This is a genomic window from Microbispora sp. GKU 823, assembly GCF_002027145.1.
Taxonomy (GTDB): Bacteria; Actinomycetota; Actinomycetes; order Streptosporangiales; family Streptosporangiaceae; genus Microbispora; species Microbispora siamensis.
In genome coordinates this window covers 33,722-56,961 of record NZ_MWJN01000012.1, presented here as the reverse complement: position 1 = coordinate 56,961, position 23,240 = coordinate 33,722, and the positions used below count along the sequence as shown (strand labels likewise).

Below are 23,240 nucleotides of genomic sequence, written 5' to 3'. Positions count from 1 at the left end.
CTGTCCTGCCGGGAGCGCCTCCTGGGGAGGCACGGGATCAAGAATGGACGAACGATGACAAGTGCCGCGTCCGCCGCGCGGCTGATTCGCCCGTACGCCGCGCGGTTGACGGCGCGAAGGCCGGGCCGATGGGCGGGTGTACGGCGCCCCTACGCGGCGGCCGGGTGGAGGGCCAGCGTGGGGTAGTCGGTGTAGCCGCGGTGGTCGCCGCCGAACGCGGTGCTCAGGTCGGCCTCGTTCAGCGGCGCGCCGACGCGCAGGCGCAGCGGCAGGTCGGGGTTGGCCAGGAAGGCCCTGCCCAGTGCGACCAGGTCGGCGCCCCAGTCGAGCAGTCTCTCCGCGGCGGAGGCGGGGTCGGTCGCAACCGGGTCGTTGACGATCAGCGCGTTCGGCCACAGGTCGCGGATCCGCGCGTTGAGCTCGTCGCCGCCGGTCGCCACAAGGTGCAGGTAGACCAGGTCGAGGTCGGCGAGCGCGGACACCAGCGCGGGGTAGAGCTCGTGCGCGTCCTCCTCGACCAGTCCCTGGGCGCCGTTGAGAGGGGACAGCCGGATGCCGACCCGGTCGGGGCCGATCTCCTCCGCGACGGCCCTGGCGGTCTCCACGGCGAACCGGATCCGGCCGGCCACCGATCCGCCGTACCGGTCGTCGCGCAGGTTGGCGTTCTGGGACAGGAACTGGTGGATGAGGTAGCCGTTGGCCCCGTGGAGCTCGACCCCGTCGAACCCGGCCTCCACCGCGCGGCGCGCGGCGGTGGCGAAGTCGCGGACCGTCGCCTCCACCTCGGCGGTGGACAGCTCCACGGCGACCGGCGTGTCCTGGGGGCCCGTCGGCGTGAAGATCTGCTCACCGACCCGTACGGCCGAGGGGGCGACCGGCAGCCTGCCGGTGTTGTCGGGGTGGCCGACCCCTCCGGCGTGCATGATCTGGGCTACGATCCTGCCGCCCGCGGCGTGGACGGCGCCGGTCACCTCACGCCACCCCGCCACCTGTTCGTCCGTGTGCAGCCCCGGCGTGTTCATGTAGCCCTGCCCCGCGGCGCTGGGCTGGACGCCCTCGGTGACGATCAGACCCGCGGACGCGCGCTGAGCGTAGTAGAGCGCGGTCAACGGAGAGGGCACTCCGGCGACGTACGCGCGTGACCGCGTCATGGGCGCCATGACGAGACGGTTCGGCAGCCGGAGGGAACCCAGCTCGAAGGGCGTGAACGGCATGATCCTGTCCTTTCCTCAATAGGTGGCCCACCAACTTGGCCAGCAAACTTGGTCGGCCAATGCTTAGTGATACAACTTGGCCGGCCAATTCGCAAGCGGGCGTACGGCCTGCGTGGGGTGGACTACGGCGGGCGGCGAGGCGCGACGGTATGGCCGTCCGGTAGGGGGCCCTACGCCGGGGCATGTGAACTCTGCACGACCGCGGCGCCGTGCCGGGGCAGATCTTGCCGTTCTCGGCGTACGGGTGATTCTCTAGGGTGCTCGGCATCGGAGGTGGCCCATGAAGGTCTCAGGCAGCGCGCTGGTCGCGGCGGAGCGCAAGCGGGTCTGGGACGCCCTCCAGGACCCCGGCGTCCTGGTGCGGACGATCCCCGGCTGCGAGCGCCTGGAGACGATCGGCGAGAACGTGTACGCGATGACGGTGACCGCCGGCGTCGCCTCGATCAAGGGCGTCTACCAGGGCGAGGTGGCGCTGCGCGACCAGGAGGAGCCGGACCGGTTCACGCTCGGCGCGCGCGGTCAGGGCGCCCCCGGCACGGTCGAGGCGACCGTGTCCGTACGGCTCAGCGACGCCGGGGGCGGCACCCGGATCGACTACGACGCCGAGGCCGTCGTCGGCGGCATGATCGGCGGCGTGGGGCAGCGGATGCTCGCCTCGGTCGCCAAGAAGACCGCGGGGGAGTTCTTCTCCGCCGTCGAGCGGCACCTGCTGTCCGTCTCCGCCGTCCCCGCCGGACCTCCGGAGGCCGCCGTCTCCGAGGCCGCGACGGCGGCGGCGGGCGACGCGGCGGCCCGGGCGGCGATGGCGGCCGTGACCGGGGAGACCGCGCCGCGAGTGTTCACCCGTGAGGCCCCGGCCGCGCCCCGCCAGGGCGTGCCCGCCTGGACGATGCTCGCGGCGTTCGGCGCGGGCGCAGGGGTGGCGCTCGGCAGCGCCGTCATCGGCTGGCTCCTCGGCCGCCAAGGCCGCCGCAGGTAGAAGCCGCCACAGCCGCCACAGCCGCCACAGGGCAGGACGCGCGCCGTCGCGGGCGGGAGATCACGACGGACTAACGAATAACCCCTTCTGGAGCAGGTGCGATCGTGGTTCGGACGACCGTTGTGGGAGGTGGAGCCGTCTGACGCCGACGCCTATTTCGGTCGCGAGGAGCTGTCGACCTGCCGGAAGTTCGGCCCGGCCGCTCGGAACTACACGGCCTGCCGGCTGATGGCCGACGTCGGGCTGCGCGTGAACGAGGCCTGCAAGCTCGACCTGGCCGACATCACTGGGACCTCGGCCGTTTCGGCAAGCTCCACGTCCGTCACGGCAAGGGCACCCGCGGCTCAGGGCCGCGCGAACGGATGGTCCCACTGATCAACAACGCGGGCGGGACGCTGCGCTGGTTCGTCGAGGACGTGTGGGGCCAGTTCGGCGACGACCACACCAGGCCCGGCGTTCCGCTCCTGCTCTCTGAGCGAAAGAACGCCGACGGCACCGTCGCCCGCGTCAGCGACGAGACCATCCGGGCTGCGCTCGCCAAAGCAGCCGAGGCACATCTGCCGGACTGGCCGGACGACGTCACGCCCCATGTCCTGCGCCATTTCTGCGCCTCCCAGCTCTACTGGCCGGGATGGACCTGCCCGCAATCCAGGAAGTCCTCGGTCACGCCTGGATCGCCACGACCATGAAGTACGTTCACGTCCCCTCAACTCATGTCGAGGACGCCTGGCTCGCAGGTCAGGCGCGTGCGGCCACCCGATTGGAAGGACTGCGGCGATGAGGTGGAACCTGCGCCTGGCGGCCGCCAACCGCGGCATCTGGAAAGCGTCTGAGCTCCAGCGGATGCTCGCCGAGCACGGCCTGAAGATGAGCGCCGGGAAGATGTCCGGGCTCTGGTCCGGCGAGCCGGCCAGCATCAAGCTCGACGACCTCAACGTCATCTGCGCCGTCCTCGGCTGCGGAGTCGAAGAACTGCTCATCCCCGAGCCTGACAAGGTCAAGCGCGTCGACGAGCGGACCGAACAGCCTGTTGCGATCTCGGCGGGAGGTCCGTCGGTGACGCCCAAGCGGAAGGATGGGCGGTCTCTCCCGCCGAAGTGATCGAGATCGGGGCCGACGCCGATGCCGCCCAGAAGCTGCACGGATTGCCTGGCCTGGGGCGTGTCGGTCGCCCGCGATGCGGGGCCTGTGTTTCGTTCGCCTCTCGGCTCCCGACCGGCCGCTGCGCGGGATGCGGTCGCCAGCTGCCGCTGCGCGAGGGTTACTGCCGGTTGTGCTGGTGCCAGGCTCGCTACGACGCGGAGACGGGCGACCCGGCCACCGGAGTGCGACCGCTCCTCTCCCGGGTTAGCTCTCACCAGCTCTTCCTGGCTCATCTGACTCCGCTCCAGGGCCGCAAGCGGCGGGAGGGCACCCGGGTCCGTAACCCGGGTGGGCAGATCGGGCGCCCTCCCAAGCCGGACCCCGCCCCAGCGGCGCGTCCACCGAGCCCAGGAACGCCATTGCGGCTGTTCGACCTTGCCCGCGACTACTCGCGTTCGACCCGAGAGACCGCCTCGACCTGGACGACCCGCTGATGACCTGGGCCCGCTGGACCATCCACATCATCGGTGAGGCCCGCGGCTGGAAACGCGGAGTCCGTGACGAGATCGAATACGGCCTGGCCGTGCTGCTAGCTGGCCGGGTCGACGGAGAGCCCGTCCTGCACTCGGAGATGTTCCCCTTCCTGCGCAAACGCGTGATCGGAGTCGGCCGCACTAGCGACGTGCTCAAGCGCATGGGCATGTTCCGCGACGACCGGCGGCCCTCGTTCGAGGATTGGCTTACCGGCAAGCTCGACGGCCTCACCCCCGGGATCAGCCGGGACGTCGAGGCCTGGCTGCGGATCCTGCACGATGGCGGCCCACGCAACAAGGCACGAGCCCCGGCAACTGTCTGGGGATACATGAACCGGATCCGGCCGATCCTGCTGACCTGGTCGGACCGCTACGACCACCTCCGTGAAGTCACCCGCGGCGACGTTCAGGCCGCGATTGACCAGCTGCACGGCCATCGACGCCGCCACGCCCTGATCTCCCTGAGATCCCTGTTCTCCCGCGCCAAGAAGAACGGCACGATCTTCCGCGATCCCACCCTCGGCCTCAAAGTCGGCCAACACCACTACGGAGTCCTGCAGCCCCCTGCTCTCCGACGACATCGACCAGTCCGTCCAGGTCGCCAAGACCCCCGCGGGCCCGAGTCATGGTCGCGCTTGCCGGAATCCACGCTGCCCGCGTGGCCGACATGCTCGTACTACGCCTGGACGACGTCGACCTCGGCAACCGCCGCATCATCATCGGCGGTCGGGTTCGCCTGCTCGACGACCTCACTCACCAACTGCTCGCCGACTGGCTCCGCCATCGTCAGACCGCTGGCCCAACACCGCCAACCCGCACCTGCTCGTCAACCACAAGACCGCCCTGACCACCACACCAGCCAGCGGCAAAGGCGCCTCGCTCATCCTCCACCGGCAGGCCGCCACTATGGAACGGCTGCGCATGGATCGGATCCTCGAAGAAGCCCTCGCCTGCGGCGGCGACCCGCTCCACCTCGCCTTGGTCTTCGGCCTCGGCACCAAGACCGCCATCCGCTACGCCGACAACGCGCGCGCCCTTCTGGCCGAGCCGCTTCCGAGTGCTCCTGAGCCGCCAGAACGCTGAGCGCAACGTGATCGCGTCCCATCCGGCACCTGGCTGCTTTCTGGAGCAGGGGCTCTAGCATCGGTGGATGCGACAGTTGGGGGCGCCACCACTGAGCGAGGGCGAAGTAGCCGAGGCGGAGGCCCAGATCGGCATCACCTTTCCAGCGGAGTACCGCGCATATCTCTTGGAAGTCAGCGCTGACGGAGCGGTGAACCGGTTGGTGCGGAACGAGCAGGGCTGGGGATGGGCGGGCAACGATGATTCACGGCGCTTGCTGCTTCGGACGCCATTTCCGCATCCCGCCTCCTACGTCGAGGCCGAAGAACAACTGGACGCCCGAGAGCCTCAACCCGGTGCCTTCTCAGACGAGCAGTCCTACGCGGAGGCCTGGCAGGCCTGGGACGCGGAGTATGCGGTCTTCCAGGACTGGAAGACCGCCGGTTCCATCATCGCTCAGGACCACGGATGCGGCTTCGCAACGCTCTTGGCGCTGACAGGTCCACTGGCCGGAACTCTGTGGTGGGACGGCCGGGCAACCTGCGGCCTCATCCTGCCGCTCTCCCTCGACCACGACAACGGCTCGCCACCGGTGACCTTCACCCAGTGGCTGACTCGAGACTCCTGGAACCTGCTGCCTCCCGGCTGGGGCCAACGCGCTGGGACACCTCAATAGGCGGCCATATTCCAAAGACCCATAGTTCCCACGAACCCAAGGATCAGAACCATCCACAGAACGTGAAGCCACGCCAGTTCATACTGAGGACCCTTTAGTTCGCATGAACTTTGGGGAATCAGCGGGTGTGACCGGAATACGGCAGAAACGGGCCGCTCTCTTGATCGTCGGTCGTTAGGCTGTCGGGATTGCGCTGGTTGATGGAGGTTTCCGGGGAGCGCTCTGCGGCCTTCGCTCGATATCGCCCCGGTGTAGTGCCGAACTCCCTTTCGAAGGCGTGTGAGAGTGCGTACGGGCTGCTGTAGCCGACTCGGCCGGCGATGGTGGCCAGGGTTTCGGGGGTGTCGCGGAGCAGGGTGGCGGCAAGGATCACGCGCCACCAAGTGAGGTAAGCCATCGGAGGGCGGCCGACCAGGGTGGTGAACCGGCGTGCCAGGGTGGGACGGGAGACGCCCGCCTCCGCGGCCAGGCGGTCGATGCTCCACGGCGCGGCCGGTTTCGAGTGCATCGCCCGCAGGGCGGCGGCCGTCACCGGGTCGCCCAGTGCGGTGGGCCAGGCTCCGCTGGTGGTCTCGGTCATCCAGGAACGAATCATGTAGACGAGGAGGAGATCGAGCAGGCTCGGGAGGGCCACGCAGGAGCCGGGCCGCACCTCGTCCAACTCACCGGCGAGCAGATCGATCGCGGCACGGAGTTCGAGGTGGCTGCCCACTCGGCTGGGGAGGTGGACGACCTCGGGCAACTCTGCCATGAGCGGGTGCATGCGGCTGCAGTCGAGCCAGTACTTGCCGCAGAGCAGCTCCGTCTCGTCACGACCAGATCGGGCTCGCGGCCCTGCCTCCATGAGCCATTGCTCGAACGGCACCGCCTTCTCCTCCGCGACCGCCGCGTCGATGGGGGAATCGGCGATCACATGCCCTGTGCCATGAGGCAGCAGCACCGCGTCACCCACGCCCAGAGTCACCCGGACGCCGCCGTCGGTCAGCAGACAACTGCTTCCCTTCAAGACGACGTAGAAGCCCGCGCCTTCGTACGGGTCCAGCCGCGCGCACCAGCTCCCACTCGTCCGCACCCGGTGGAACCAGGGGTGCCCGAGGTGCGCCGCAGAGATCGCGTCGCTCACCACATCCATCCGTCCAGGTTATCTCCCGCGTCATGCGTGAGACGGATTCGTATCTTTTCGAGCTAGACGCGCATCGAAAGGATCGTTCGGTGCTCTTAGGGTCGAGCGCATGACGAACGAGAACGAGAGTGTGCAGAGCATGGTGCTGGGGGACGTCGAGGTCATCCGGGTCGTTGAATGGCATGAACCGTTCCTGCCCGCCTCGGGCATGTTCCCGGCGGTCGCCGCCGATGTATGGAGGGACAACGAGGACTGGCTGGCACCGGACCACTGGGAGCCGGACGGCGACCGTGCGGTGCTTGCTCTGCAGACCTGGGTGCTGCGCAGCGGTGGGCGGACCGTCCTGGTCGACACCGGCGCGGGCAACGGACGCGAGCGACCGGGCATGGGGCCCTTCCACCAGTCTCAGAGTGATCTCCCCGGCCTTCTGGCGGAGGCTGGTGTTCGCCCGCAGGATGTGGACGTCGTCGTCAACACCCATCTCCACGTCGATCACGTCGGCTGGAACACCGTCGACGCGGACGGGCAGTGGGTACCGGCGTTTCCCAACGCCCAATACCTCATTCCCGCCGCGGACGACTTCCATTACGGTCCGGACAACGCGTATGGCAACGGCGCGCAGAAGGTCGACCGCCTGATCTACGAAGACAGCATCGCGCCCATCCACGAGGCCGGACAGGCCGTGCTGTGGGACGGCTTCCATCGCATCGACGAACATCTCACCCTGGAGTCCGCGCCCGGCCACACCCCCGGCTCGTCCGTGCTGCGGCTCGCCTCCGGGAGCGACCGGGCGGTTTTCGTCGGAGACCTGCTGCACAGCCCGGTGCAGATCCTCCAGCCCTGCTGCAACAGCAACGCCTGCCTGGCCCCGGAACAAGCGGTGGCCAGTCGCCGCCGGATTCTCGGGCGGGCGGCGGATGAACGGGAACTGCTCGTCCCCGCGCACTTCGGTGGTGCGGGCGCGGTGGAAGTCCGGCGGGAGGGCGATGGATTCGCCCTCGGCGCATGGGCGACGGCGAACCCGAAGAAGACAGCGTCGGTCTCCGAGTGAGCCTTTGGCCCGGCGTCCCCAGGCCTCGTTCGCGCGGGGACAGACGAAACCAGGATCATCGAGCACCACACCTGCCCGCCACAGGGGGCGACGGTCGTCTACGCCGATGCGCTGGATCGGTGATGTGCTCTGTCCCCGCAGGCCCCACCCCGCTCACCGCCCGCGTCCGCGAGGCACTCAACGCCTCGCGGACGGCGCGATCGTCGTCACCCAGCCCAGCTCCCGCACGGAACCACCCGACCTCCCGGTCTGGAGGCCTTCTTCATGACGCACACGTCGACCGACCAGCCCACAGCAAGAGCGAGCGGGGCCCTCGTCCCGGTGCTCGCCTTCACGGGCGTCGTGGTCTCGGTGATGCAGACCCTGCCGGTCCCGGTGATCAAAGACCTGCCGCAACTGCTGGGCACCGAACCGAGCAACGCGACTTGGGTCATCACCTCGACCCTGCTCTCCGGCGCCGTCGCCACACCGATCATGGGCCGTCTCGGCGACCTCCACGGCAAGCGCAGCATGCTGGTCCTCAGCCTCGCGGTGATGGTCATCGGCGCACTCGTCAGCGCCCTCACCAGCGACCTGCTCACGATGATCGCAGGCCGGGCCCTCCAGGGCTTCGCGATGAGCGCGATACCCCTCGGTATCGGCCTGATGCGCGACACGCTCCCCCGCGAGAGGCTCGGCTCGGCGATGGCCCTCATGAGCTCCTCCATGGGCGTCGGCGGCAGCCTCGCCCTGCCCGCCGCGGCCCTGGTCGCCCAGCACACCGACTGGCACGCCCTCTTCTACGGCGCCGCCGGCCTCGGCATCCTCTGCATCGCCCTCACCCTCCTCGTCGTCCCCGAATCCCCAATCCGCGCGCAGGGCACCTTCGACGTCCTGGGCGCGATCGGGCTGTCCGCCGGTCTGGTCCTCTTCCTGCTGCCGATCACCAAGGGCAGAGACTGGGGCTGGACCTCCGGGACCACCCTCGGGCTGTTCGCCGCGGCGGCGGTCGTACTCGTCCTGTGGGCCGTGATGGAGCTACGTCTCAAGGCACCGCTGGTGGACCTGCGCACCACGGCCCGCCCCGCCGTACTCTGCACCAACCTCGCCTCGATCACGGTCGGCATCTCCTTTCTGGCCGCCTCGCTGGTCCTTCCCCAGCTGCTCCAGCTGCCGAAGGCCACCGGCTACGGCCTCGGCCAGTCGATGGTGGTCGCCGGCCTGCTCGTGGCACCGCTCGGCCTGACCATGATGTTCACGGCCCCCCTCTACGCCCGGCTGTCCGCGAAGTACAGCCCCAAGGTCACCCTGATCCTCGGCATGGTGATCATCGTGATCGGCTACGGGGCCGGCCTCGGCCTGATGAGCGCCCCCTGGCAGAGCCTCGTCATCACGGTGATCCTGGGGCCGGGCATCGGCCTCGCCTACTCCTCCCTCCCCGCTCTGATCGTCGGCGCTGTCCGCGCCTCGGAGACGGGCGCGGCCAACGGCCTCAACACCCTGATGCGCTCGATCGGCTCCTCGGCCTCCAGCGCCGTCATCGGCATGGTCATCGCCGACACCGCGAACGACGTGAACGGGGTCGCGGTCCCGACCATGCACGGTTTCCGCGTCTCCTTCCTGGTCGCGGCAGGTACGACGGCGATCGGCCTGCTCATAGCCCTCCTCCTGCCCCGAGCCCGCCCGCCTCGTCACATCCGGCAGCGACCGCCTTCCAACCGAAGGCCGTTCCGCAGCGGCGGAACCGGCCTGTGTGGTTCGGCTCCCGACCTACGCGTGGGTGCCGACGGGCGCGTCCCAGTCGATGCGGTAGCGCTGCTCCGGGCCCACGGTCTTGTCCGGATTCATGAACGTCTTCAACATCAGCGGCATGAGAAGCGGCATCAGCCTCTGCACGACCGGGCCCGGTGTCTTGGCGTGATTGATCTTGGAGGCGCGTGCCGCCACCTTCTCCACCCGGGCACGGCGGAGCCGCTCGTACGTGGCGAACGCCTGCGGTACTTCCTCGATGTCCCGCAGGCAACGGGCGAGCTCGACGGCGCTCTCGATGGAGAGCGACGCGCCCTGTCCCGAGCTGTTCGACGGCGCGTGGGCGGCGTCGCCGACCAGGACCATCCGGTCCCGGTGCCAGTGCGGGACGCTGGGCATGATGTAGAGCGCGCCCGTCACCTGCATCGACGTGACCGGGGTGTGCCGGAGCAGGTCACCGCCGGGCACGTCCTCGCCGTACGTCTCGCGCAGGATGCGCATCCACTCCTCGCGCGGTACCTCGCGGGCCTGGGTGAGGGACAGGGGGCGGTGGTAGGGCAGGTTGACGCCCCAGGTGCTGCCGGCCGCCGCGTTGCGCCAGTACAGGTAGAAGCCGCGCCTGCCGAAGGCGAAGACCATCGTCTCCGGATCCTCGGGCACCTCGTATGAGGACACCCCTTCCAGGCCGAGCATCCCGGTCCACTTCGGCCCGGGCGCGTCCGGATCGATGATCCGGCGCACGGTGGAGTGGACGCCGTCGGCGCCGACCAGGACGTCGAACCGGGCCCGGCTGCCGTCGTCGAAGAGCGCTGTGGTGCCCTCGACCCCGGTGAGCCTTCTGCCGTACTCGACGTCGACGCCCTGCTTCACGGCCTCGTCGTGAAGCGCCCGGTAGAGGTCGGCGCGCCGGACCACGTGCAGCGGTCCGACCTCGGCCAGGCTGGGCAGCTCCAGGCGCGTGCGATTGGCGAGCGTCATCACCGAGCGCGTGCTGGGCTGCGCGGCCGCCCGCACCGCGTCGGCGACCCCGACGATTTCCAGCGCCGCCATGCCGTTGGGGGCGAGGGCGAGCGATCCGCCGACGCCGTCGGCGCCGGTCGGGTACGCCTCGTAGATGGTGGCGCCGATGCCCGCTTTGGCCAGCGCCAGCGCGGTGACCGGGCCGGCGATGCCGCCGCCGATGATCGCGATGTTCTTCATTTCTCCTCCTGTCGGTTGACGTGCTCGCCGAACCGCCATGGGAGGAGACCCGTTATTCTCGATTCGTTGCATCTTCGGGCCACCGCATGTCGGTTCGAAGGTTCTCCTGGTGGCGGTGTTGCAGCACCGCCACCAGGGCTAAATGTCGGTGATGTTGTTTTCCGCGAGTTCCTTCATCTCGGCTGACAGCCCGCCGCTCTCGTGGAAGGCCCGCCACTCCGGCAGCCCGGGGAAGGTGCCCGTGGTGAGCTCTTCGAGCAGGGCGCGGATCCAGCCCTCTTCCGCCTTGAGAATCGCCAGGTCGTACTCCGTCTCGATGAGGAACAGGCGTGGCACCTGCGCGCTGTCACGTTCGTAGACCTCCTCCAGCCCGGCGATCCCCCTCCTGATCGCCGCGAGCCGGTCGGTGAGCAGCCCGGCCACGTCGTCCGGGGGGAGCACCGCCATGACCGACAGGCCGGCTCGAAACCACGGGAACTCCGTGTGGGGAACGCTGAGCAGCTCCCGGGTCCAGTCGACCAGCTCCTCCCGGCCCGCTTCGGTGATCTGGTAGACGGTCCGCTCCGGGCGGCGCCCCTGACGACCGCTCTCCAGCTCCTCGATCAGCCCGTGCTTGGCCAGGTTGCCGACGACCGTGTAGAGAGACCCCCACTTGATCCCCATGTCGTGCTCTTTGTTCCAGCCACGCAGGGCCGCCGCCATCTCGTAGGGATGCATCGGCCGATGCGCGAGCGCGGAGAGCACCGCCAACGCCAGCAGGTTCGCCACCTTGCGCCGCTTCGCCATCGCCGATCACCCTCTTGCTTGCTTACTCGTCCACGAATATACGTACGCGAGTCCGTGACCGCAAGACCAGCCGGCCGGGAATCGGCCGCCGGAGGCGCTGGTTGGGACATGTCGTGAAAGTCGAGATCTTCTCCGATGTCGTGTGTCCGTGGTGCTACATCGGTCACCACCGTCTCCGGCAGGCCGTGGGCCTCTACGAGGGGGACGTCGAGGTCACCCATCGTCCGTTCCAGCTCGACCCCGACGGGGTCTCCAGCGGTGAGCCGTTGCTGTCCGCGCTGGAGCGCAAGTTCGGCGGCGCCGCCCGGGTGACGCAGATGACCGGGCACGTCACGGGCGTGGCGGCGCAGGACGGGCTGGACCTCCGCTTCGACCGGGCGGTCGCCGCCAACACCTTCGAGGCGCACCGGCTGATCTGGCTGGCCGGGCGCGCGGGGCGCGACGGCGACATGGCCGACCGGCTCTTCCGGGCGCACTTCACCGACGGCCTCGACGTCGGCGACCCCGCCACGCTGGCGACGCTCGCCGCCGAGACCGGCGTCGAGGACACCGGGGACGGCGCCGAGCAGGTGCGCGCGGAACTGGCCCGGGCCCGGACGCTCGGCGTCCGCGCGGTCCCGCTGTTCCTGTTCGAGGAGAAGTTCGCCGTCTCGGGCGCGCAGCCCGTCGAGACGCTCGTGGCCGCCCTCCGGGAGGTCGAGGCGCGTACGACCCAGGAGAGGACCGTACGCGTGCCGGCCGGCGAGGACTGCGACGACGGCGCCTGCGCGGTGTAAGCCACCCGTCCGGGCAGGGTCTGACGACAGGACGGCGATTCTTCGGCAGAGTGCGCCGGTTCTTCCGATCGGCGGCGATCGGTAAACACGGAGCATGTCCAGCGTCCGCATCGGGGTCGACACAGGCGGCACCTTCACCGACGTCGTGCTCGTCGACGAGGAGTCCGGCCAGATCGTCACGACCAAGACTCCCTCGACTCCTGCCAACCCGGCCGACGGGTTCATGGCAGGCGTTCACAAGGTGCTCGAGGCCCACGCGGGATCCCGCGCCCTCGATGCCGTGTCCGCCCTCGTCCACGGCACCACCGTCGCCACCAACCAGTTGCTGGAGGACCGCCCGGACGGCACGTCTCACCTGGGCTTCGTCACCACGGAGGGCTTCGAGTTCGTCCTGGAGATCGCCCGGCAGAGCGTGCCGGACGGGTACGGCAACTCCTACTTCTGGGTCAAGCCGCCGCGCATCGTGCCCGTCCACCGGGTGCGGACCGTCGGGGGACGGCTCGACCACCTCGGCCGGGAGGTCCGGCCGTTCGACGAGGAGCAGGCCGCGGACGTCGCCCGGTGGTTCAGGGAGCGGGGCGTGACCGCCATCGGGGTGTGCTTCCTGCACTCCTACGCCAACCCCGAGCACGAACGGCGGCTGCGCGAGGTGCTGCGGCGCGAGCACCCCGAGGCGGTCGTGTCGCTGTCGAGCGACGTGCTGCGGGAGTACCGGGAGTACGAGCGGTCGGTGACCACGCTCGTGGACGCGGCGGTCAAGCCGATCATGCGGCGGTACATCGAGAACCTGTCGGAGCGGCTCGGCCGGCCGTTCTCCGTCATGAAGAGCAACGGCGGCGTGCTGTCGGCGGCCGAGGTGGTGCACCAGCCGATCACGACCGTGCTGTCCGGCCCGGCCGCGGGGGCGCTCGGCGCGGCGCTGATCGCGGGGACCGCCGGGCACCCGAGCGCCATCACCCTCGACGGCGGCGGCACCTCGACCGACGTGGCCGTCGTGGTGGACGGCGAGCCGTCGCTGACGACCGAGGGCAGCATCGGCCGCTACCCGTGCAAGATCCCGATGATCGACATCGTCACGGTCGGGGCGGGCGGCGGGTCCATCGCCTGGATCTCGCCCGAGGGGACGCTGAAGGTCGGCCCGAGGTCGGCGGGCGCGGACCCCGGCCCGATCTGTTACGGCCGGGGCGGCACCGAGGTGACGGTGACCGACGCGCACGTCTTCCTCGGCCGGGTGCCCCCGCATCTGCTCGGCGGCGAGATCCCTCTCGACGTCGCCGCCGCGCGGGCGGGCGTCGAGGCGCTGGCGGGCCGGCTGGGGCTGACCCCGGAGCGCTGCGCCACCGGGATCCTGGAGATCAGCGCGTTCAACCAGTCGAACGCGATCAGGCAGATCACCGTCCAGCGCGGGCTCGACGTGCGGGACTTCCCGATGGTCGCCTTCGGCGGCTCCGGGCCGCTGCTGGCCTGCCGCCTCATCGACATCCTCGGGCTGCGGGCCGCCATCGTCCCGCCCGACCCCGGGAACGTGTCCGCGTTCGGCCTGCTCACGGTCGACGTGAAGAACGACTACGTGCGCACGCACGTCGCCCGCGACCCCTCCCCGGCGGCGGTCGGCGAGATCCTCGCCGACCTGGAGGCCCAGGCGGCGGCCGCGCTCGACCGAGAGGGATTCGCCGAGCACGTCTACGCGCGCAGCGCCGACCTGCGTTACTACGGCCAGGCGTACGAGGTGCGGGTGCCCGCCCCCGACGGCCCGGTGGACGAGGCGTGGCTCGCCGTGGTCGCCGAGCGGTTCCACGCCGAGCACGAGAGGCTCTACGGGTACGGCTACCGCGACGACCCCCGCCACGCCGTCGAGTGGGTCAACCTCCGGGTGTCCGGCATCGGCCCCATCACCCGGCCGAAGATCGCGCCCAGGCCCCGCCAGGAGGACGAGCCGAGCCCGGTCGCGACCCGCGACGTGTACTACGAGCAGTGGGGCCGGACCGTGATCTACCGCCGGGGCGACCTCGGCGCGGGGGCGGTGGTGCGAGGGCCCGCGGTCATCGAGGAGTACGGCTCGACCCTGCCGGTGCATCCCGGCTTCACGGCGACCATGGACGACTACGGCAACCTCGTGGTGGTGAGCGATGACCGATAGGACCGTCGACCCGGTGCTCGTGGAGATCGTGGAGGGCACGCTCGCCTCCGTGGAGATGGAGGTCGAGACCGCCATCGCCCGCACCGCCCGCTCGCCCATGATCCGCGACGCGCACGACTTCCGCGCGGGCATCCACGACGCGCGGCTGCGCAAGCTGACCGGTCGCTCCTACTCGGCGCTGGTGCAGCCGATCGTCCGCGACTTCCCGATCGGCACCATGCGGCCCGGCGACGTCTTCTTCCACAACGACGTCTACCTGTCGGAAGGCGGCATCGGCCACTTGCCCGACCTGTGCGTGACGGTGCCGGTCTTCCACGAGGGCGAGGTCGTCGCGTTCGTCCAGGCGTTCGGCCACCACGACGACATCGGCGGCGCGGTTCCGGGATCGATGCCTTCGCACGCGCGCAGCGCGTTCGAGGAGGGCCTGATGGTCCCGCCGATCAAGCTGTGGGACCAGGGCGTGCCCAACCGCGCCGCGCTCACCATCATGACGCGCAACTCCCGGATGCCCGACTCCCTGGCCGGGGACCTCGACGCGGAGTGCTCGGCCTGCCTGATGGGCGCGCGGCGGCTCGGCGAGCTGTTCGACCGGTACGGCCGGGAGGCGGTCGAGGCGTGCTTCGACGCCATCATCGGCAAGACGACCGAGACGTTCCGCCGCGAGCTGCTCGCGAAGATCCCCGAGGGGGTGCACGTCTGGGAGGACTACGCCGAGCACGACGGCGTGGACGAGCCGCGCCTGCACACCCAGCGGATCACGCTCACCGTCGACCACTCGGCGGACACCCCGCTGACCATCGACTTCACCGGCACCTCGCCCCAGGCCAAGGGGCCGATCAACCACGCCGGCGACTACGCCGACGGCGTCTTCCTGAAGAAGTGGCTGGCGCCGATCCTGCGCAACCTCGCCGACACGCCCGAGCGAATGGCCGAGCTCGACGTCAACGAGGGCGTCGTGCCGCTGATCAAGATGGTCTTCCCGGAGAAGGGCACGCTGCTCACGCCGATCTTCCCCGCGCCCACCAACGCCCGTACGTTCGTGATCCTGCGCCTGCTCGGCGTGCTGGCGGGCGTGCTGGCGAAGGCGACCGGCGGCCGCATGCCCGCCGACCAGGAGACCATCCGCTACACCGGCGTGTACGGCGAGTCGGACGACGGGCCCTACCTCATGCGCGAGGTGCTCGGCGGCGGCTCGGGCGGGCGCTGGTACGCCGACGGGGAGGACACCATCCACGTGGTGCCCGACAGCCGCAACATCCCGGTGGAGTTCGCCGAGGCGCGCTGGCCGTTCCGGGTCGAGCGGCTGGGGCTGGCCGTGGACAGCGGCGGGCCGGGGGAGTTCCGCGGCGGCCTCGGCTACGACAAGCACATCCGCATGCTGCGGGACGCCTCCTTCATGTCGATCGCCGACCGCTCGATCCTGTCGTGCTGGGGCGTTAACGGCGGCCGGGCGGGCCGTCCCTTCCAGGTCACCGTGGACGGCGTGGAGATGGAGGGCCTGGTCGACGACTTCCCCGTACGCGCCGGGCAGGTCATCCGCATCCGGACGACCGGCGGAGGCGGCTGGGGCTCGCCGTACGACCGGCCGGCGGAGAGGGTGGCGGAAGACGTGCGGGACGGGAAGGTCTCGTTCGAGGGCGCGCGCGAGGACTACGGCGTCGTGCTGTCCGGCACCCCCGACGAGGTCGTGGTGGACGCGGAGGCGACCGAGCGCCTGCGGGAGCGGCTGCGCCAGACGCGTCCCGCCGCCTTCTTCGACCGCGGCCCGGGGTACCCCAAACTCTCCGGAGGCCTCCCGCACGCGGAGGTGGACACCGTCTGACGCGCTACCGAAGCGGCGCCGAGGATCGTCGTCGGCGCCCGACGGTGCGCCGTGCGCCGGGAAGCCGAGGGCCGGGCATGCGGGCTCCGTCCCGCCTCGGCCTCAGCCGCTCATCGCGGCGGAACGGGAGACCTTGGCGGGTGTGGCGCGCAGCTCCGCCTCGAGTTCTGCGATCACATGCTGAACGGCGCTCCTCATCCGCGCCCGGCGGCCGTTGAGCTCCTCGGCGAAGGCGCGAGCCGCCGGGCCCACCCATACCGGTTCACCGCCGAACTGGGCGCAGGGCCGGTCGAGCGCCGTCTCCAGGACGTGGACGTGCTCCCGGACCGTCTCGAGTGCGGCCCGCAGGTCGTCGTACTTCGGGTTCGGCACCAGGTCGTCGTCCGTGGGCACGTTTCGGGCTCCCGTTTTCAGCGGCAGAGAAGAAAGGTGGTCGCGCCGTGCTACTCCCTGAGATTATGTGATGGAATATGGCTCCGGCGAGAAACGGAGGCGGAATCGATGCCCGGCGCGCCCCTTTCCGTACGGCTACGCCCCATCGCCGCCGCACTCCTGCTGGCGCTTCTCACCTCAACCGCCTGCACAACAGAAGATTCCCCCACAGCAGCACAAGCAGGCCAGATTCTAAAAAAGCACATCCTCCAACTACTGAAGGAGCGCAACGCCCAGAACGTGACCGTCACCGACCCCGGCGGCAAGAACATCCCCTGCGGCGACGGCAAAGCCAAACAAACCTTCGCCGCGACCGGCCAGGACCTTCCCCAAAGGAAACCTTCTGCTCTTGTGGACTCTCTGCTGGGAGCACTGAAGCGTGTGGCGCCGTATGACATCACTTCTGTTGGTGATCCGGGAGAGCCTGTACACGTACGGGACGATGCCGCACACACGCTCCTGACACTGGCAGCACCGAGCAGTGGCCAGTATCTGGTGAGTGGTGAGACAGAATGTCTGATGATGGACTTGCACGGCTAATAAACGGCTGCTCGGCTCTGTGCCGCGTCCTTCCGTCCGTCGAAGCGATCCGCCAGAAACCGGGTGACCTCGCCGAAGGAATTCTTGTTGCCGCCCAGTCCGTTGGCGATGAACCATTGGTCGAGGGCTCGCAGGCCTTGATTGCCTGACTGAGCTATGGCGGGGAAGGGGCGGAGGTTGCCCTCGTCGTCCGCGATGGCGACACCGGGCGGGCACGCGGCCTGGTAGTCCTTGGGCGACACGGCCGCAGGGAACCCGGCACCGAGGAGAAGCCCGGCCACGGTGTGCTGACGCCCGAGGGTTTCGGTGTCGTCACTGTCGCGCAGTCGCTCGACGTTCGTCTCCTCGTCAGGGCTGCTGTTGTTCAGCAGACCACGGCCCTGGTCGAGCATCAGCCACAGCAGCTCTCCCTGGGGCAGGGCCTTGCCGAGGACCAGCTGGCTGACGTCCCAGGCCATGTCGTCCGCCATGTCGTTTCGCTCCGCGGCGTCGTCGAGAGCCTTGAGGTGCTTTTCCGCGGCGGCGAGTTCGAAGCCGCGGACGTTGCCGAGGGCGGCGAAGACGTCGTCCAAACGGGAGAGGTCCCCGGCCTTCGGCATCGGCGGCACGTTCATCCCGACGAGGTGCTTGGCGAGGTCGCCCATGCCCCGGTCGAACGGCCGGCGGTCCGGCTCGTTCCCGGCGAAGGTGAGCAGGAACCGGAAGGTGTCCTCGGGGCTGAGCCGGAACGACGGTGACAGACCCGGCACCCGCGATTCGACCGGTCCGAACGCGCTGGGCAGCAACTGGTTGGCGTCGCCGAGGTTCGCGCCCTCTGCCATCTCGGTGGCGTACGCGCCCGCGATCTCGGCGAGGTGTACGCGCGTGGGCGGGGCGAAACGGAATCCCGACGTCTCGGTGATGACGGCGAACGCGAACCGTGCCGCCGCGCCGCTGTGGGCTCCGTCCCTCTCGTCATACGCGCCGGACGCGGCGGCGAGCATCCGTCCGAACGCGTCGGCGGACGTGGCGTCCACGGCCGCGCGGTCGTTCAGGTCCCGCAGGAAGGTCACCAGGTCGGGCCGGCGGTCACGCGGGCCGAGACCCGGGCGCATGAGCAGGCGGGCGGCGGTGTCCTTCGGGAGCGGGCTGTCCCTGGTCGCCAGCGCGATCGCGAGCCGTGCCGCCGCGGGATCGGCGGCCAGCGCCTTCAGGTACGGCGCCAGCGTCTCGCCGCGTGTCTCGTCGGCGGGCAGGAACACCTGTGTGGCCACCACCTCGGCCAGCCACTCGGTGGGCAGGCGTCCCGCCGACAGCAGTTCGCCGGTGCTCCGGCGGTCCTCGTCGTCGTCCGCCCTGGTGCGTACGGCGACGGCGACCGCCGCGAAGCCGGGGGCCGCGGAACCTCCGCTCACCGCCGACCCGAACGCCCGGCTCGCGGTGCGCACGGCCTCGTCCACGTTCTCCTGCAGCACCTGCCGCAGCCGCCGGGGCAGTTCCACGGTGCGGCGCGCGCCGATGCCGGCGAAGAACGCGGCGGTGAACTCGGAGTCGTCGGCGTGCGCGGCCAGCTCCTCGACGATCTTTCGGTACTTGTCCACGAGGTGGAAGTCGAACGGAGCGTCCGGATCGACGTCCTTGTACGCAGCGGCGAGTGCGCCGCCCAGCCGCCGGGCCTCGGCAGCCCCGAGGAGACTCTTCTCGTCGTACGGCACCAGCGAGCCCGGCGACCAGCTGGGCGCCTGGGAGAGGCCCACGGCCATCCGGTGGCGGCGGCGCAGGTCGGGCAGCCGTTCGTCGATCCACCGCTCGACTTCGCCGATCGGGCTCAGGGACGCTGCGGGCAGTCCCTTCGCGGCGAACACCCGCCGGACGGCCTCGGCGCGCTCCCCGATGAGCCCGCGGGCGTGCTCCAGCTCCTTGACGAAACGGTCCATCGGCCCGGGGGATATGCCGGTGAAGTCCGGCGACAGCGGGCCCGTCCCCGGTGCATCCGATCCCACGTCACGCCCCCAACGGTCGTGTATCGACGCCGCCCGTCATCCCCGGCTCTCACCGTACCGCCACGTCTGCCACTGCGGCCGGGGATTGGCGGCGGTGTCCGTGGGTAGCCGTTCAGTAACGGCACAAACGGGATGGTGAGTTACAAATGGCGTCTATTGTCCAGCGCATCAGGGACTACCTGAAGAGCCCCAAGGGCCAAGAGAGCGTCGAGAAGGCCAAGACCATGGCGCGTGATCCGGAGAACCGGCAGCGGCTGCGCCGGCTGATGGACCAGATGCGCGGCCATCGCGCGCACCGCTGACGTCCCGGGGGCCGAGCGCCCGCGGCCGGCGGCGGTTCCGGATGCGGACGTGGCCGGGAGGTGCGGGGCCGTACGGGCGGCCGGGAGCACGGACCGGGCTGTCGTGCCGGAGGGGTGACCTGGCAGGCTTGCCGGTGGAGACCGAAGGACGTTCTCCTTAGCGACCCCCCGTGGAGGCTGGCCGTGCAGGGACCTCTCAGCGGCATCGTCGTCCTCGATCTGTCCCGGGCACTCGCCGGGCCGCACTGCGCGCAGATGCTCGGCGACCTGGGTGCTCACGTGATCAAGGTGGAGCACCCGTCGGGGGACGAGTCGCGCGGATGGGGTCCGCCCTTCGTCGGCCCGGACCACGACATATCCACCTACTTCCTCGCGGCCAACCGCAACAAGCGGTCGATCACGGTGGACATGAAGTCGGAGGAGGGCCGCGACCTGGTCGAGCGCCTCGTGCGGCAGAGCGACGTGCTGGTGGAGAACTTCCGCACCGGGGTGCTCGACCGCCTCGGCTTCTCCGTCGAGCGCCTGCACGCGCTCAATCCCCGGCTGGTGATCCTTTCCATCACCGGGTTCGGCCACGACGGTCCCGAGGGCGGCCGGCCGGGCTACGACCAGATCGCCCAGGGAGAGGCCGGGCTGATGTCGCTGACCGGGCCGTCGCCCGACGAGCCGTACCGGGTCGGCGCCTCGATCGCCGACCTGCTCGCGGGCATCCACGGCGCGTACGGCGTGGTCGCGGCGCTGTACGAGCGCGAGCGCACCGGCCGCGGGACGGTGGTCAGGACGTCCCTGCTGGCGTCGGTCGTGGGTGTGCACTCCTACCACGGCACCGCCTGGACCGTCGGCGGCGCTGTGCCGAAGGCGGGCGGCAACCACCACGCCTCCATCGCCCCGTACGGCGCCTTCCGCTGCGCCGACGGCATGATCCAGATCGCGGTGGCCAACGACGGGCAGTGGCGTAAGGTCGCCCAGCTACTGGACATCGATCCCGAAATGCCGAAATATGCGACAAACAGGGATAGGTTCGCCCATCGGGAAGAGCTGATCGCCGAGATGGAGAAGGCGCTGGCGGCGCACGACCGCGAGCACTGGCTCGCGGCGCTGCGGGAGATCGGCGTGCCCGCGGGCGCGATCCGGTCGATCGACGAGGTGTACGCCTGGGACCAGGTCAGGTCGCAGGGCCTGCTCGTCACCGTCGACCATCCCGTGCTCGGCCCGGTCGAACTGCCCGGCCCGCCGCTGCGGTTCGACGGCCGTGCCTCGGACGACGGGCATGTCGCGCCTCCCGGCCTGGGCCAGGACAACGACGCCGTGCTCGACTGGCTGGCCGAACGGGAGCGGCGCTCGCCATGACCGGCGGCGACGCGGGCAGGCCGGACACGCGGACGCTGATCGCGCGGGTGCTCGACCCGCACTCGTGGAAGTCGTGGGACGAGCCCCCGCGGGACCGGGCCGCGCCCGGGTCGGAGTACGCCGCCGAACTCGCCCGCGTCCGGGCCAGGACGGGGTACGACGAGTCGGTCGTCACCGGCGAGGGCACGCTCGACGGGCGCCGGGTGGCCGTCGTCGCCTGTGAGTTCTCCTTCCTGGCCGGCTCGATCGGGGTGGCGGCGGCCGAGCGGCTCGTCCGGGCCGTCGAGCGGGCCACCGCCGAGCGCCTGCCGCTGCTCGCCGCCCCCGCCAGCGGTGGCACCCGCATGCAGGAGGGCGCGCTGGCCTTCACCCAGATGGTGAAGATCACCGCGGCGGTCGCCGCCCACCGCGCCGCCGGCCTGCCGTACGTCGTCTACCTGCGCCATCCCACGACGGGCGGGGTGTTCGCGTCGTGGGGTTCGCTCGGGCACGTGACGGCCGCGGAGCCGGGCGCGCTCATCGGCTTCCTCGGGCCGCGGGTGTTCGAGTCGCTGCACGGCTACCCGTTCCCCCGGGGGGTGCAGGTCGCGGAGAACCTCTACGCCCACGGGCTGGTCGACGCCGTGGTCTCGGCGGAGGACGCGCGGGAGATCGCCATCCGGACGCTGGCCGTGCTCTGCGCTCCGCGCGCGGGCCTGGAGCCCGGCCCGGAGCCCGAGGAGGCGGCCGAACCGGTCCCCGCGTGGGAGGCCATCACCCGCTCGCGCCGCGACGACCGCCCAGGCGTGCGCGACCTGCTCAAACACGGCGCACGGGACGTGACCCCGCTGCACGGCACCGGCACGGGGGAGCGGCGACCCCGGCCTGCTGCTGGCGCTGGCCAGGTTCGCGCCGCGCCCGCCGTCGTGCTCGGCCAGGACCGGTGGCGGCAGCGGGCGGGCAGCACGCTCGGCCCGGCCGGGCTGCGGGTGGCCCGGCGCGGCATGCGCCTGGCCGGTGAACTGGGCCTGCCGCTGGTCACGGTCGTCGACACCGGCGGGGCGGAGTTGTCGAAGGCGGCCGAGGAGGGCGGCCTGGCCGCCGAGATCGCCCGCTGCCTGGCCGACCTCGTCATGCTCGACGCGCCGACCGTGTGCCTGCTGCTGGGGGAGGGCGCGGGCGGCGCCGCGCTGGCCCTGCTCCCGGCCGACCGGGTCGTCTGCGCGCAGCACGCCTGGCTGTCGCCGCTCCCGCCGGAGGGCGCGTCGGCGTTGCTGTACCGGACCGTCGACTTCGCCCCGGAGATCGCCGCCGCCCAGGGCGTACGCGCCGCCGACCTGCGGCGGGACGGCATCGTGGACCGGATCGTGCCGGAACGGCCGGACGCGGCGTACGAGCCGGAGGAGTTCTGCCGCAGGGTCGGCCGCACGCTCGAACACGAGATCGCGGGCCTGCTGGGCCGCCCGGCGGGGGAGCGGATGGCGGCCCGCTTCGCCCGCTACCGGTCGCTGGGCTGCTGAACCGCCCTCCCCTTCCACCGACCGGAGAACCATGTCCCGGCCCGGAGGTCTCTCAAGAACTCTCCTGACCGTCCGCCCGGTCAGGAGTGAGCGGCACCGGCACGCGCTCCACCCGGATCGCGTGGACCTCGTCGCGGGGCACGACCACCTCGTACGCGCCGTGGTCCACCAGCCAGTAGCCGAGCGCCTCGGCCTTCAGGCCGTTGTGGCCCGTGTAGGCGATGTGCAGGCCGCCCTCCCCGCCGTCGCCGCCGTCGTCCTCGTCCAGCACGAGGCACGGCTCGCCACCGAACGCCCCGACCGTGCGCAGCAGGGTCAGCCGCTCCAGCGCGGCCCGGCTCACCCGCAGCCGCCAGTAGCCGCCCGCGGCGGTGAACCCCTCCTGCGGCGTCTCGCTGAACAGCACCACGTCGTCGCCGCCGGGCCCGACCGCGGCGGCGTAGTCCCGGTCGCGGTAGCGGGCGACGAATCCCAGGCCGACCGGCTCGATCTCGCTCATCGGGCCGCCCGCCAGGTCAGGCCGTCGTACGCGGCGAAGGGACGCTCACCGGCCGCGGTGAGGTGGACGATCTCCGCGCCCGCGGGGATCGGCATGGGCATCGTGTGGAACTGCGGCACCACCTGCTCGCGCGAGGCGGTGAAGCCGTTCCCGGTGAAGGGCGGTGCATCGCTCCAATCACCGCCCATGTGGGGGCCGTACGGGACGACGTAGGTGTCGATGTCCCGCGCGTCCCAGCGCATGATGTACAGCTCGGGCACGTCCGGCGTCAGCTCCGATCCGTCGAAGCACAGGTCGAGGGCCTCGACGAGCGCGGCGGGGGCGGTGAGGCGGTCGCAGTCCTGCACGCGGTACACGTAGCCGGAGATGATCGTGCGACGGCCCGACAGGTACGGCACGAGCAGCCGCGGCGGAACCACCTTCTGCATCCGCGTCCTGCGTCCCGGCTCGCTCATGGGGCCAA

The 23,240-nt window shown here is 70.7% G+C and carries 24 protein-coding genes and 1 pseudogene; 16 read left to right on the top strand and 9 right to left on the bottom strand.

The annotated features are described in order from the left end of the window. Positions 1–149: 149 nt before the first annotated feature. Positions 150–1,214 carry an alkene reductase gene (locus tag B1L11_RS09375; protein WP_079314125.1) on the bottom strand — a complete coding sequence of 355 codons (1,065 nt, stop codon included), beginning with the start codon at positions 1,212–1,214 and terminating at the stop codon, positions 150–152. Positions 1,215–1,494: 280 nt separating this feature from the next. On the opposite strand from B1L11_RS09375, the gene B1L11_RS09370 reads away from it, so the two are divergent. The 4 genes from B1L11_RS09370 to B1L11_RS09360 all read left to right on the top strand — a co-directional run bounded on the left by B1L11_RS09370 (position 1,495) and on the right by B1L11_RS09360 (position 3,294). Continuing rightward, on the top strand, positions 1,495–2,193 hold the full coding sequence (locus tag B1L11_RS09370; protein WP_079314124.1) for a carbon monoxide dehydrogenase subunit G: 699 nt from the start codon (positions 1,495–1,497) through the stop codon (positions 2,191–2,193). Positions 2,194–2,322: 129 nt separating this feature from the next. Further along, positions 2,323–2,568: a hypothetical protein gene (locus tag B1L11_RS48000; RefSeq protein ID WP_218670995.1), complete on the top strand. Its 246-nt coding sequence runs from the start codon at positions 2,323–2,325 to the stop codon at positions 2,566–2,568. After that, positions 2,556–2,882, top strand: a complete 327-nt coding sequence (locus B1L11_RS47995) for a hypothetical protein (protein WP_218670994.1) — start codon at positions 2,556–2,558, stop codon at positions 2,880–2,882. Before B1L11_RS48000 ends, B1L11_RS47995 begins: the two co-directional genes overlap by 13 nt. Before the next feature lie 88 nt (positions 2,883–2,970). Next, positions 2,971–3,294 (top strand): helix-turn-helix transcriptional regulator, encoded by a 324-nt coding sequence (locus B1L11_RS09360; protein WP_079314123.1) that lies wholly within the window; start codon positions 2,971–2,973, stop codon positions 3,292–3,294. Between the two features lie 571 nt (positions 3,295–3,865). Here B1L11_RS09360 and B1L11_RS09355 read toward each other — a convergent pair. Further along, on the bottom strand, positions 3,866–4,390 hold the full coding sequence (locus tag B1L11_RS09355) for a hypothetical protein (RefSeq protein ID WP_143737149.1): 525 nt from the start codon (positions 4,388–4,390) through the stop codon (positions 3,866–3,868). Positions 4,391–4,467: 77 nt separating this feature from the next. Between B1L11_RS09355 and B1L11_RS45010 the strand changes: the two genes are divergently transcribed. From B1L11_RS45010 to B1L11_RS09350, 3 genes are all read left to right on the top strand, one after another. Further along, entirely contained in the window at positions 4,468–4,656 is a 189-nt protein-coding gene (locus B1L11_RS45010; protein WP_143737148.1) for a hypothetical protein, read from the top strand. A 59-nt stretch (positions 4,657–4,715) separates the two neighbouring features. Further along, positions 4,716–4,892 carry a hypothetical protein gene (locus B1L11_RS46640; RefSeq protein ID WP_179155050.1) on the top strand — a complete coding sequence of 59 codons (177 nt, stop codon included), beginning with the start codon at positions 4,716–4,718 and terminating at the stop codon, positions 4,890–4,892. Positions 4,893–4,959: 67 nt separating this feature from the next. Continuing rightward, positions 4,960–5,547, top strand: a complete 588-nt coding sequence (locus B1L11_RS09350; protein ID WP_218670993.1) for an SMI1/KNR4 family protein — start codon at positions 4,960–4,962, stop codon at positions 5,545–5,547. A 118-nt stretch (positions 5,548–5,665) separates the two neighbouring features. Here the strand turns inward: B1L11_RS09350 and B1L11_RS09345 are convergent, their stop codons facing one another. Next, positions 5,666–6,679 carry an AraC family transcriptional regulator gene (locus B1L11_RS09345; protein WP_079314121.1) on the bottom strand — a complete coding sequence of 338 codons (1,014 nt, stop codon included), beginning with the start codon at positions 6,677–6,679 and terminating at the stop codon, positions 5,666–5,668. A 100-nt stretch (positions 6,680–6,779) separates the two neighbouring features. On the opposite strand from B1L11_RS09345, the gene B1L11_RS09340 reads away from it, so the two are divergent. Together B1L11_RS09340 and B1L11_RS09335 are read left to right on the top strand one after the other, a co-directional pair. Then, positions 6,780–7,721: an MBL fold metallo-hydrolase gene (locus B1L11_RS09340; RefSeq protein ID WP_079314120.1), complete on the top strand. Its 942-nt coding sequence runs from the start codon at positions 6,780–6,782 to the stop codon at positions 7,719–7,721. A 264-nt stretch (positions 7,722–7,985) separates the two neighbouring features. Then, positions 7,986–9,374 (top strand): annotated as a pseudogene (locus B1L11_RS09335) (MFS transporter); the annotation flags it as partial. A gap of 96 nt (positions 9,375–9,470) precedes the next feature. On the opposite strand, the gene B1L11_RS09330 reads toward B1L11_RS09335, so the two are convergent. Both B1L11_RS09330 and B1L11_RS09325 read right to left on the bottom strand, forming a co-directional pair. After that, positions 9,471–10,649, bottom strand: a complete 1,179-nt coding sequence (locus B1L11_RS09330; RefSeq protein ID WP_079314119.1) for an NAD(P)/FAD-dependent oxidoreductase — start codon at positions 10,647–10,649, stop codon at positions 9,471–9,473. 138 nt (positions 10,650–10,787) lie between these two features. Then, positions 10,788–11,435: a PadR family transcriptional regulator gene (locus tag B1L11_RS09325; protein WP_079314118.1), complete on the bottom strand. Its 648-nt coding sequence runs from the start codon at positions 11,433–11,435 to the stop codon at positions 10,788–10,790. A 113-nt stretch (positions 11,436–11,548) separates the two neighbouring features. Between B1L11_RS09325 and B1L11_RS09320 the strand changes: the two genes are divergently transcribed. From B1L11_RS09320 to B1L11_RS09310, 3 genes are all read left to right on the top strand, one after another. Next, entirely contained in the window at positions 11,549–12,211 is a 663-nt protein-coding gene (locus B1L11_RS09320; RefSeq protein ID WP_079314117.1) for a DsbA family protein, read from the top strand. A 94-nt stretch (positions 12,212–12,305) separates the two neighbouring features. After that, positions 12,306–14,351, top strand: a complete 2,046-nt coding sequence (locus tag B1L11_RS09315) for a hydantoinase/oxoprolinase family protein (RefSeq protein ID WP_079314116.1) — start codon at positions 12,306–12,308, stop codon at positions 14,349–14,351. After that, positions 14,341–16,173, top strand: coding sequence for a hydantoinase B/oxoprolinase family protein (locus B1L11_RS09310; RefSeq protein ID WP_079314115.1), 1,833 nt, complete (start codon positions 14,341–14,343; stop codon positions 16,171–16,173). The genes B1L11_RS09315 and B1L11_RS09310 overlap by 11 nt, the downstream gene beginning before the upstream one ends. Before the next feature lie 102 nt (positions 16,174–16,275). Here the strand turns inward: B1L11_RS09310 and B1L11_RS09305 are convergent, their stop codons facing one another. Then, positions 16,276–16,566: a hypothetical protein gene (locus tag B1L11_RS09305; RefSeq protein ID WP_079314114.1), complete on the bottom strand. Its 291-nt coding sequence runs from the start codon at positions 16,564–16,566 to the stop codon at positions 16,276–16,278. A 108-nt stretch (positions 16,567–16,674) separates the two neighbouring features. On the opposite strand from B1L11_RS09305, the gene B1L11_RS45005 reads away from it, so the two are divergent. Continuing rightward, positions 16,675–17,145: a hypothetical protein gene (locus B1L11_RS45005; protein WP_143737147.1), complete on the top strand. Its 471-nt coding sequence runs from the start codon at positions 16,675–16,677 to the stop codon at positions 17,143–17,145. Here B1L11_RS45005 and B1L11_RS09300 read toward each other — a convergent pair. Beyond that, complete coding sequence (locus B1L11_RS09300) at positions 17,142–19,061, bottom strand: hypothetical protein (protein ID WP_079314113.1); 1,920 nt, start codon at positions 19,059–19,061, stop codon at positions 17,142–17,144. The genes B1L11_RS45005 and B1L11_RS09300 overlap by 4 nt on opposite strands. Positions 19,062–19,273: 212 nt before the next feature. Here B1L11_RS09300 and B1L11_RS46635 point away from each other — a divergent pair, with 212 nt between their 5' ends. The 3 genes from B1L11_RS46635 (at position 19,274) to B1L11_RS09290 (ending at position 22,278) form a co-directional block, all read left to right on the top strand. Further along, the gene (locus B1L11_RS46635; protein WP_179155049.1) at positions 19,274–19,429 is read left to right on the top strand and encodes a hypothetical protein; all 156 of its coding nucleotides are present in this window, start codon (positions 19,274–19,276) and stop codon (positions 19,427–19,429) included. Between the two features lie 183 nt (positions 19,430–19,612). Beyond that, positions 19,613–20,779: a CaiB/BaiF CoA-transferase family protein gene (locus B1L11_RS09295; RefSeq protein WP_079314112.1), complete on the top strand. Its 1,167-nt coding sequence runs from the start codon at positions 19,613–19,615 to the stop codon at positions 20,777–20,779. Beyond that, positions 20,776–22,278, top strand: coding sequence for a carboxyl transferase domain-containing protein (locus B1L11_RS09290; RefSeq protein WP_079314111.1), 1,503 nt, complete (start codon positions 20,776–20,778; stop codon positions 22,276–22,278). The genes B1L11_RS09295 and B1L11_RS09290 overlap by 4 nt, the downstream gene beginning before the upstream one ends. 52 nt (positions 22,279–22,330) lie before the next feature. Here B1L11_RS09290 and B1L11_RS09285 read toward each other — a convergent pair whose 3' ends face one another. Together B1L11_RS09285 and B1L11_RS09280 are read right to left on the bottom strand one after the other, a co-directional pair. Next, on the bottom strand, positions 22,331–22,777 hold the full coding sequence (locus tag B1L11_RS09285) for a hypothetical protein (protein ID WP_079314110.1): 447 nt from the start codon (positions 22,775–22,777) through the stop codon (positions 22,331–22,333). Beyond that, a complete protein-coding gene (locus tag B1L11_RS09280) occupies positions 22,774–23,232 on the bottom strand; it encodes a hypothetical protein (RefSeq protein WP_256862360.1) in 459 nt (152 codons plus the stop codon). The genes B1L11_RS09285 and B1L11_RS09280 overlap by 4 nt, the downstream gene beginning before the upstream one ends. Between the last annotated feature and the right edge of the window lie 8 nt (positions 23,233–23,240).

Bases quoted from the DNA above. Each gene is read 5' to 3' on its own strand.
- B1L11_RS09290 (WP_079314111.1), top strand. From the start codon at position 20,776: ATGACCGGCGGCGACGCGGGCAGGCCGGACACGCGGACGCTGATCGCG.
- B1L11_RS47995 (WP_218670994.1), top strand. From the start codon at position 2,556: ATGGTCCCACTGATCAACAACGCGGGCGGGACGCTGCGCTGGTTCGTC.
- B1L11_RS09360 (WP_079314123.1), top strand. From the start codon at position 2,971: ATGAGGTGGAACCTGCGCCTGGCGGCCGCCAACCGCGGCATCTGGAAA.
- B1L11_RS09370 (WP_079314124.1), top strand. From the start codon at position 1,495: ATGAAGGTCTCAGGCAGCGCGCTGGTCGCGGCGGAGCGCAAGCGGGTC.
- B1L11_RS45005 (WP_143737147.1), top strand. From the start codon at position 16,675: ATGCCCGGCGCGCCCCTTTCCGTACGGCTACGCCCCATCGCCGCCGCA.
- B1L11_RS09280 (WP_256862360.1), bottom strand. From the start codon at position 23,232: ATGAGCGAGCCGGGACGCAGGACGCGGATGCAGAAGGTGGTTCCGCCG.
- B1L11_RS09315 (WP_079314116.1), top strand. From the start codon at position 12,306: ATGTCCAGCGTCCGCATCGGGGTCGACACAGGCGGCACCTTCACCGAC.
- B1L11_RS09300 (WP_079314113.1), bottom strand. From the start codon at position 19,061: ATGGACCGTTTCGTCAAGGAGCTGGAGCACGCCCGCGGGCTCATCGGG.
- B1L11_RS09310 (WP_079314115.1), top strand. From the start codon at position 14,341: ATGACCGATAGGACCGTCGACCCGGTGCTCGTGGAGATCGTGGAGGGC.
- B1L11_RS09375 (WP_079314125.1), bottom strand. From the start codon at position 1,214: ATGCCGTTCACGCCCTTCGAGCTGGGTTCCCTCCGGCTGCCGAACCGT.
- B1L11_RS09325 (WP_079314118.1), bottom strand. From the start codon at position 11,435: ATGGCGAAGCGGCGCAAGGTGGCGAACCTGCTGGCGTTGGCGGTGCTC.
- B1L11_RS46640 (WP_179155050.1), top strand. From the start codon at position 4,716: ATGGAACGGCTGCGCATGGATCGGATCCTCGAAGAAGCCCTCGCCTGC.
- B1L11_RS09340 (WP_079314120.1), top strand. From the start codon at position 6,780: ATGACGAACGAGAACGAGAGTGTGCAGAGCATGGTGCTGGGGGACGTC.
- B1L11_RS09330 (WP_079314119.1), bottom strand. From the start codon at position 10,649: ATGAAGAACATCGCGATCATCGGCGGCGGCATCGCCGGCCCGGTCACC.
- B1L11_RS46635 (WP_179155049.1), top strand. From the start codon at position 19,274: ATGGCGTCTATTGTCCAGCGCATCAGGGACTACCTGAAGAGCCCCAAG.
- B1L11_RS09345 (WP_079314121.1), bottom strand. From the start codon at position 6,679: ATGGATGTGGTGAGCGACGCGATCTCTGCGGCGCACCTCGGGCACCCC.
- B1L11_RS09355 (WP_143737149.1), bottom strand. From the start codon at position 4,390: ATGTCGTCGGAGAGCAGGGGGCTGCAGGACTCCGTAGTGGTGTTGGCC.
- B1L11_RS09350 (WP_218670993.1), top strand. From the start codon at position 4,960: ATGCGACAGTTGGGGGCGCCACCACTGAGCGAGGGCGAAGTAGCCGAG.
- B1L11_RS09285 (WP_079314110.1), bottom strand. From the start codon at position 22,777: ATGAGCGAGATCGAGCCGGTCGGCCTGGGATTCGTCGCCCGCTACCGC.